The following is an 8,210-nucleotide window of genomic DNA, read 5'->3' as shown; positions in this document are numbered from 1 at the left end:
TTCAAATCCGCTGCGCACGACCTTCCACGGCGTGTTCAATCCCAAAGCCATTGCAAACAAGTCGTTCTGGTCCATCCCCCAACTTGCAATCTCCTCCACTGCCGCGCCACCCGTTACCCATTCAATTCAGCGACGTGGCATCGTTGGCTCAATAAGTGCCTGAGTTAAGTGAGGAAGAGGAAGAGGAAGAGTAGGAGGACGAGTAAGATTGTGGGTGAGTCAGACCCTCCCTGTTTCCTCCCTGGGGCGCTGTCATTGACCGCACCCGCAAGGGAGGCTGGAGGTGAAAATGTAAATTTAGTCGAGTTAGATCAAAGGTGGTTTCTGGCATCCTCCTCTTCCTCCTACTCCTACTCTTCCTCCCTTGGCTTGGCCGTTCGTTCCATGAACGCCCGAGTAAAGGGAGGAGGAGTAAGAGTAAGAGGAGGAGTAAGATAAGTTGGAGTGCTAGCCCGCACGGCGCTTTTTCAAGACACCGTGCGGGCCGCTGTGCCGCCTTACGCGCTCAGCGTCGGCACCTCGAGCCCCGGGTGCTGGCCGGCGTGGCGCAGCACCGAGTAGCCGCTGGTCTTGCCATCCGTGCGGATGCAAGGTGCCTGGCCGAAGATGGTCTCATAGCCGCCGCCATCCACGAACGAGTAGTCGTCCTTGTCGCCCACGAGGAGGTCATCCCCCACATAGGCGCGCACGGCCGTGTCCTGGCCGAGGATGAGGCTGCACATGTCCACCGCACCATTCGCATTGCACGGAATGATGTAGGCACCCGCGTCAAACTCAGACGTCCAGACAAAGTCCGCCGAGCAGTTCGAGGTGCCGCCTGCGCCGCCCGCAGCACGCGTGTAGGACGTGCCGGCGGTGTTCAGCCCCCAGGTGTCTCCGGTGGCGATGAAGTTCCCCAGAGTCGCCACGCCCAGGCCGGAGCCGTCGTTCGTGTTGTCGGGGTTCAGGATCGCATTCACCGTGATCTGGTTGCCGTTGTTGCCCGTGCCCAGCCAGCTCACAAGACCGACCGAGCCATCCGGATTGATCACCCAGCCATAGTAAGTGGCGGAGGTGATGGCCGAGTAGAAGCTCGTCCACGCCACACCACCGGGAGCGGTGGTGGCGGCGCTGGTGGACTGGCCCTCATACCACTCATAGGCGTAGCCGCCCATCCACGCCATGTAGGGCGTCTTGGTGTCCGTCGCATGGCTCTTGAGAATGCAGGCGCCGCTGGTGGAGTCCACACCGAATCCGGTGGAGAGCATCGCACGCGGCGCCAGCGGATCAGCGCACTGGTCGTTCTCAGGGTCCACAGACGCATGCTCAAAGAGGCCCACGCCGTTCCAGTCCAGCAGCTTGCCGGAGAAGAGCGGGTTTTCCTCATTGCTGCGTGCGCCGCCGTGCAGGGCCGCCTGCTCATAGCTGCTGGAGTTCTTGATGCTGGCGATCGCCGCATCAGGAATGTACACCATCGGCTTGTAAACGGGGCTGCCATGCTTGCTCGTCACCACGATGCTGCGGCCGCCAAGACGGCGCCACTGCGGGATCGCATTCGTGATGCCCGAAGGCGTCAGCGTGTCCAGCGCATTCAGGCTGGCCAGCGTCTTGCGCGCATTCGGGTAGATGGTGTTGCCCACGCCCTGGAGCTTGAGCGCCATCTTCATGTCGTTCATGCGGCGGCGTCCCAGCTTTTCGCGCAGGGCCAGCAGCACGGCGGATTTCACCCCGCCGCCTCCCGCCATGAACTTCAGCTGCTTCTTGGTGAACTTGAAGGCATCGCGCCAGAAGTCCACCACGCAGCCGAAGGTCTTGAAGTCCACGCTGGACTCATTCCCGCGCAGCGGCTGCTCGCCACGCGCACCGGGGCCGCGCGGCTGGCTCATGACTGTGAATTTGACCTCGTCTCCCGCATGCGCGGAGGCGATGTCCTTGCGAACAATGAAGGGCTTTCCGGAGCCCTCCCCGCCCTCAAACATCGCAAAGTCATCCACCGAGCGCGCACCCTTGCGGAGCTGCTGGGAATAGACCTTGGCGACGACGGACGGATCAGCCGCGACGGCGGCTGCGAGTGTGGATACGACGGATTCAGCGTGATAGGCGCTCATATGGGTTTCTCAAAAGAGATGTGTTGTCTGTTGTGTTTGGATTGAAGATTAACGTGTGGTATCTTGCGGCAGTACATACCATCCATAGTCCGAAAAAAGGCCGGCTAGTGCCGCACTTTGACGGAGGTCAGCCTGTCCAGACTGTGGATGAACGCGTCCTGCTGCTCAGGTGTCAGCTTGTCGATTTCCGCCATCGCCGTCTGGGGAGACAGCGCGCCGGCGGAGAAACCGGGGCCGACTGGTGAACCGGGCAGCCGCATCGAGTGTCTCGGCGCTGGCGGTATCAGTGACGTGCCTTTCGCGTGACCTGGGCTGTTCGCCGCATGTCCTTTGAAAAACTTGTCGATCACCCGCCGTCCGATCTTCTCAGGCCAGTCAGGATGATTTAAAATTGGGTCGCTTTTTGCCTCTGCAAGCAAAATTTCATCATCACAGTAAGAAACAAATCCCGTGTCCTCATCCGTGATCAAATCCGAGAACTGATCCATCATGCGGTTGTGGCTTTCCGCCTGCTGGCCCTGCCAGTGGTCGCTCACCACCGCCGCCTGCCGCCGCGCCTCGCGCAGGTCCATTTTGAGATCCGTCATCTGCTCCAGCAGGTCCGTGGCCGCCGGGTCATACGATTCCTTCGCCTGCTTGTACTGGTGCTGCAGCAGCGTCAGGTGCTGCTCCAGCTCCGCCACCTGCGGTGCCGCCATCTGCGACTGCGATTCATCAAATCCCGGCGCTTCATCCTGCGCCAAACCATCCCCAGCCTGCGCCGTGATGCCAAACGCCTCCGCAAACGCTTCTGCGGGCGTGCTCCCGGCGCGTATCATATCCAGCGCCTGCACCGTGCGTGCACGGTCCTCCGGCTTCAGCGCCTTGATGGACACACGCGCCGGGGCAAAGGCAGACGCCTCATCCCCCGTGCCGCTGCGTGGGTCCGCATTGGGCTGCACAGCCGCCAGCGCCGCCTCCACACGCTCCGGATCACCGCTCTCAAAATCCCGGATCTGCGCGTCCGACATCTTGGACAGGTCCGCGCCCTGCAGCGCCTCGTCCAGCGAAGCCAAGCCCGGCACCACCTCCGCCGGGGTCGCACCCGCGGCATCGCCTCCGGCAGAAGCAAGACTGTCGAGCACCGCGCTCGCATCAGCCTCCGAAAGATTTTCAAAAACAGCCCCCGCCTCGGCGGCGCTGGGGGTGGATGGCGTGTAGTCGTCAGGCATATCAGTGTGTGGTTGTTCGTGGTAGCGTAATAAAAAAGAAAAGGCTGGATTCGTGGAAGGCTGCTGGCTGCGTCATTCACCCGCCCGGCACCCGGCGGAGATCCCGCATGGCGCATGCTTTGGTCAGGCTTGCATGAGAAAAGTCTTGGGCCCGTTTTTCAGGAGTCAAGCAAGATTCTGAAATAATAATATCCGTGGCACTGCAAATGGTCATTCGTGGTATGTTCTGCGATGATGACCCCGCCCAAGCGGGAATCAAGCCCGCCCCCCTCACTCCCACCCCAGCCACACAAGCTCCATCGCTCCCCCATTCACACGCGCCGCATCCTTCACGCCCTTCCGGCACACGCGCGCAGATGCCCAGTTCATCCACCTGCGCCCAGTCCTTCAGCGCCGTGCCCTTGTCAGAGACAAAATCAGCAGGAGCCAGCACCAGACTCTGCGCCTCCGCGCCGCCCGCGATCTCGCGGGTGCACACATAGCTCGCACGCGGACCGCGATAGCTCCGCCAGTCATTCTCCCGCACCACCAAGGTCAGCCGGTTCGTGCTCGGCATCTTCAGCGTCACCTTCAGCCGCGCCCCCTCGGGTGCGCGATACAGCGGGTCCGTCACCTTCCGCGTCCACATTTCCTGATGCGTCAGATTCCCCGCGTTCAGCACATACCAGTCCCGCCGCCCATGGGAAAAATCATCCAGCAGCGTCGTCCGTTGCGCTGTCGCCACCACCCCCGCCGCGCGTAGCGCCTCCGGTACCGCATGCCGCAGCAGGCTGCTCACGCACACCTCCCGCACCTCTGCTCCATTCCCCGGCAGCGCCTTCATGTTCACCGCCTGCGGCAGCGTGTGGTACACATTGGCAAACGCATGGAGCGGCAGGTCCACCACATGCAGCGGCAGCGCCGCCGTGTAGTCAGCCCCCGCCTTCACCACCTCCGCACTGCGCCAGAAGCGCGCCCGTGGGTCCGCATCCACGCTGTAGTAGATCTCCACGCGTGAGACCGGCATTGCCTTCGCATCCGGCGTCACACGCAGCAGCGGCACACCCTCCGCCGTCTTCAGCACCAGCTCGCAGCCCGGTGTCTCCGGCAGTGCCGGGCCGCCTTTGAGAAAATGGTCAAACCACAGCGGCATCGTCACCGCCACCTCGGGAATTAAGCGATGGTTCAGATGCGGCGCCCAGCTGTAGCGCGTCGGCTGCCCCGCGATCAGCGCATTCGTGCGGTACACATCATCCATCCAGCCATGGAAATCATTCGTCCCGCTCCGGTGCAGCACCGGGCAGTGAATGCGCGGTGCATAGCTCTCAAAGCTCAGCGTCTTGCGAAACACCTCCACATCCCCCGCGATCTTCTCCTGCTGCGCCGTGCCGCCCGCAAACGTGTGCGCCTCCCAGCGATACCCCTGCCCGCCCACCGCAGGCACCGCCGCCTTCACGCGGTCATCGCTGCCCGCCACATACATCGTCAGATTTCCGCCCATGGAGTAGCCGTGCACGCCCAGCCGCTGCGCATCCACCTCCGGCTGCCGTTCCAGAAACGTCAGCCCGCGCCTGCAGCCGTATGTCAGAAGATACCAGTTGTTGTTTTTCGGGTGCTCGCGGTCCTCGTAGAACTGCTTCGGCCCCGGCAACATGGATGTGTAGCCCGGCACATTCAGCTGCGTGGGATCCACCGCGCCCCAGTCCGTGTTAGGGTCCCCCGGCTGTGCGCCCTCCATGCTGTTAAACGGCGGCTGCCCGTCCCCGTCGCCGCCCCAGTTTACCGACAGCGCCGCATACCCGCGCCCCACCAGCAGCTTCACCTCGCTCAGAGACGCCCGCTGTCCGCCGCCATGGATGTGCATCACCCCCGGCACCTTCCCCTTCACGCCCTGCGGAAAGCCATAGATCGCCGCCATGCGCGCCGGCTTCCCTTTGAAACTGCCGATCAAGTAGCGCACCTGCCTGTAGACCCCGCCCTCCTCCTGCCACTCCCGGATCACCTCCGTCTCCAGCGCATCCCTGCGCGGATCAAAATCCGCCCACAGCTCCTGCACCGATACCGGCACCTGCGCCGCCAGCACCCGCGCAGCACTCAGCAGCAGCAGGACATTCAAGACAACAAAGCACACGGGTTTCATACGGCGGGTTGGGGAGGAAAAACAGAGCACGCAGGACGAACGCGCCACGCTTCGGTTTTCACGCAGCCGAGAGGCATGTTTGTTTGACTTTCTCAGCCTGCAAAGACCACCCAGCCGCCATCGCCCGGACAGGCGGCACACTCGCGAAACCTCCCGCCCCACACCCCCATGACAATCCCCGCACACTCGCCGCCATTTACTTGGCACTTTCGCCAAATAGTGTTCTATTAGCCAGCGGAAGTCTTCCCCCCATGGCATCTCCTTCACGCAGCAGGCATCTGCACCACCACCCATGAACTCCATCCAAGTCTACGATCCCCCCATGTGCTGCTCCACCGGCATCTGCGGTACAAACATCGATCCCGACCTCGTAAACTTCGCCGCCATGCTCTCGCAGCTCCAGGCCGCAGGCATCAAGATCGAGCGCTACAATCTCGGCCAGCAGCCAGGCGACTTCGCGCAGAATGACGCCGTGAAGGCCCTCATGATCGCCGAAGGCACCGAGGTCCTGCCCCTCATCTTCTGGGATGGCCAGGTCCACCTCAAAGGCCGCTACCCCACCAAGGACGAGCGCCCCGCGTGGTTCCAGGCAGCGTTCCCACACCATGAAATCTCCGCATCATGAGCCTTCCCCTCTACCAGCCCACGGCCGCCACCACCACGCGCTTCCTGTTCTTCACCGGCAAAGGCGGCGTGGGCAAGACATCCCTCTCCTGCGCCTGCGCCCTCCGCCTTGCCGAGGCCGGCCGTCGCGTCCTCCTCGTCAGCACAGATCCCGCGTCCAATCTCGATGAAGTGCTGGAGACCACCCTCACCAGCGCCCCCACGCCCATCCCCGGCGCACCCGGCCTGCACGCGCTCAATATCAATCCCGTCGCCGCCGCCGCCGCGTATCGTGAGAGGCTCATCGGCCCCATGCGCGGCATCCTCCCCGAGTCCGCACTCCGCAGCATGGAGGAGCAGCTCTCCGGCTCCTGCACCGTCGAGATCGCCGCCTTCGATGAATTCTCCGGCCTCATCGGCGATCCCGCCGCCACGCGTGATTACGATCACGTCATCTTCGACACCGCGCCCACCGGCCACACCCTCCGCCTCATGAGCCTCGCCAAGGCCTGGGATCAGTTTCTCGACACCAACACCAGCGGCACCTCCTGCCTCGGTCCCCTTGCCGGTTTGGAAAAGCAGCGCGTCATTTACGAGGCCACCGTGAAAACATTGGCAGACGCCGCCCTCACCACCCTCGTCCTCGTCAGCCGCCCCCAGGCCTCCGCCCTGCGCGAGGCCCGGCGCACCTCCGCAGAACTCCGCGCCATCGGCGTGGGCAATCAATGCCTCGTCATCAATGGCGCCTTTGAAACCCGCTGCGCAGAAGACGTCACCGCCCAGGCCATGCAGCAGCGGGGTGCCACCGCACTCGCCGCCGCAGACGATTTCATCCGCAGCATGCCCAGCTACATCGTCCCCCTGCGCCCCATCAATATCCTCGGCATCCCCGGCCTCCGCGTCCTCCTCGCCGCCGCAGAGCCTGAGCCAGGCGAAAGCCCGGGCGTGAAGCCGCAGCCGCTCTCCGAAGACTGGACGCCCCCGCAGATGGAGAGCCTCGAAAGCCTCGTCTCCACCCTGGAGCAGCAGGGCCACGGCGTCATCATGACCATGGGCAAAGGCGGCGTCGGCAAGACCACCGTCGCAGCCGCCATCGCCGTCCTCCTCGCGCAGCGCGGCCACGCCGTCCACCTCAGCACCACAGATCCCGCCGCGCATCTCGCGCAAACATTGCACGGCCAGGTCCCCGGCCTCACCCTCAGCCGCATCGATCCCGCTGCCGAGACCGCCCTCTACCAAGGCGAAGTCATGCAGGCCCAGGGCGGCGCCATGGATGACGCAGGCCGCGCTTTATTGCAGGAAGACCTCCGCTCCCCCTGCACCGAAGAAATCGCCGTCTTCCGCGCCTTCGCCCGCGAGGTCGGCCAGGGCACCCAGCGCTTCGTCGTGCTCGATACCGCCCCCACCGGCCACACCCTTCTCCTGCTCGATGCCAGCGAGGCCTATCAGCGCGAGCTCGAGCGCCAGGCCCGCAGCACCCAGCCCGAAGAAGTCCTCCGCCTCCTCCAGCGCCTGCGCGATCCCGACTACACCCACATCCTCCTCGTCACCCTCCCCGAGGCCACCCCCGTGCACGAGGCCGCCGCCCTGCAGGCAGACCTCCGCCGCGCCCGCATCCAGCCCTTCGCCTGGGTCATCAATCAAAGCCTCCTCCAAAGCCACACCTGCGATCCCCTTCTCCAAAGCCGCGCCCGCTCCGAGCACCGCTACATCGAGGAAGTCGTGCAAAAGCACGCCCCCCGCACCGCCTGGCTCCCCTGGCAGCCCGAGGAACCCGTCGGCCCCGCCGCCCTCGCCAAACTCGCCACCACTGGAGTACAGCACACGCTGGTATGATGTGACTTTCATAGGAAAGAAGTCTGCATTCCTGTCGCAGCAGAGGCTGCAATCGAGCAGGCAAACCGCGACGCCCAGGGCCCGTAGGTCGGCCGTGTTTGGCGAAAAGGACGCCCTTCATCCCCCTCACACCTCTCCGCCAAACCGCCCGACTGCGAGCGCATTCCTACGCCATGGAGCCTGCCGCACGCTGATGGACGGGCCCATTCTTCGCACTGCATGCTTCGAAGGATGCACGGGCTCTCGCCACCCCCATCCTACGGTCACATGTGCAGCGCTTCGGCCGTAGGTCGGCCGTGTTTGGCGTCGAGCGCGTATCATTCTCCCCGGCGCTCTCCGCCAAACCGCCCGACT

The 8,210-nt window shown here is 63.9% G+C and carries 5 protein-coding genes; 2 read left to right on the top strand and 3 right to left on the bottom strand.

The genetic code is table 11. The annotated features are described in order from the left end of the window. Positions 1-497: 497 nt before the first annotated feature. The 3 genes from ACILSL_RS26175 to ACILSL_RS26165 form a co-directional block, all read right to left on the bottom strand. A complete protein-coding gene (locus tag ACILSL_RS26175; RefSeq protein ID WP_395735026.1) occupies positions 498-2,087 on the bottom strand; it encodes a hypothetical protein in 1,590 nt (529 codons plus the stop codon). Positions 2,088-2,191: 104 nt separating this feature from the next. After that, entirely contained in the window at positions 2,192-3,298 is a 1,107-nt protein-coding gene (locus ACILSL_RS26170) for a hypothetical protein (RefSeq protein WP_395735025.1), read from the bottom strand. 76 nt (positions 3,299-3,374) lie between these two features. Further along, entirely contained in the window at positions 3,375-5,417 is a 2,043-nt protein-coding gene (locus tag ACILSL_RS26165) for an alpha/beta hydrolase family protein (protein WP_395735024.1), read from the bottom strand. A 292-nt stretch (positions 5,418-5,709) separates the two neighbouring features. On the opposite strand from ACILSL_RS26165, the gene arsD reads away from it, so the two are divergent. Beyond that, positions 5,710-6,042 carry an arsenite efflux transporter metallochaperone ArsD gene (arsD, locus tag ACILSL_RS26160; RefSeq protein ID WP_395735023.1) on the top strand — a complete coding sequence of 111 codons (333 nt, stop codon included), beginning with the start codon at positions 5,710-5,712 and terminating at the stop codon, positions 6,040-6,042. Then, positions 6,039-7,856 carry an arsenical pump-driving ATPase gene (gene arsA / locus ACILSL_RS26155; protein ID WP_395735022.1) on the top strand — a complete coding sequence of 606 codons (1,818 nt, stop codon included), beginning with the start codon at positions 6,039-6,041 and terminating at the stop codon, positions 7,854-7,856. The genes arsD and arsA overlap by 4 nt, the downstream gene beginning before the upstream one ends. Positions 7,857-8,210 lie beyond the last annotated feature (354 nt).

The organism is Prosthecobacter sp. (assembly GCF_044222345.1).
Lineage (GTDB): Bacteria > Verrucomicrobiota > Verrucomicrobiia > Verrucomicrobiales > Verrucomicrobiaceae > Prosthecobacter.
The sequence above is the reverse complement of the archived record's forward strand: the minus strand, read 5'-3'. Positions and strand labels throughout refer to the sequence as shown.

Bases quoted from the DNA above. Each gene is read 5' to 3' on its own strand.
- ACILSL_RS26175 (WP_395735026.1), bottom strand. From the start codon at position 2,087: ATGAGCGCCTATCACGCTGAATCCGTCGTATCCACACTCGCAGCCGCC.
- ACILSL_RS26170 (WP_395735025.1), bottom strand. From the start codon at position 3,298: ATGCCTGACGACTACACGCCATCCACCCCCAGCGCCGCCGAGGCGGGG.
- ACILSL_RS26165 (WP_395735024.1), bottom strand. From the start codon at position 5,417: ATGAAACCCGTGTGCTTTGTTGTCTTGAATGTCCTGCTGCTGCTGAGT.
- arsD (WP_395735023.1), top strand. From the start codon at position 5,710: ATGAACTCCATCCAAGTCTACGATCCCCCCATGTGCTGCTCCACCGGC.
- arsA (WP_395735022.1), top strand. From the start codon at position 6,039: ATGAGCCTTCCCCTCTACCAGCCCACGGCCGCCACCACCACGCGCTTC.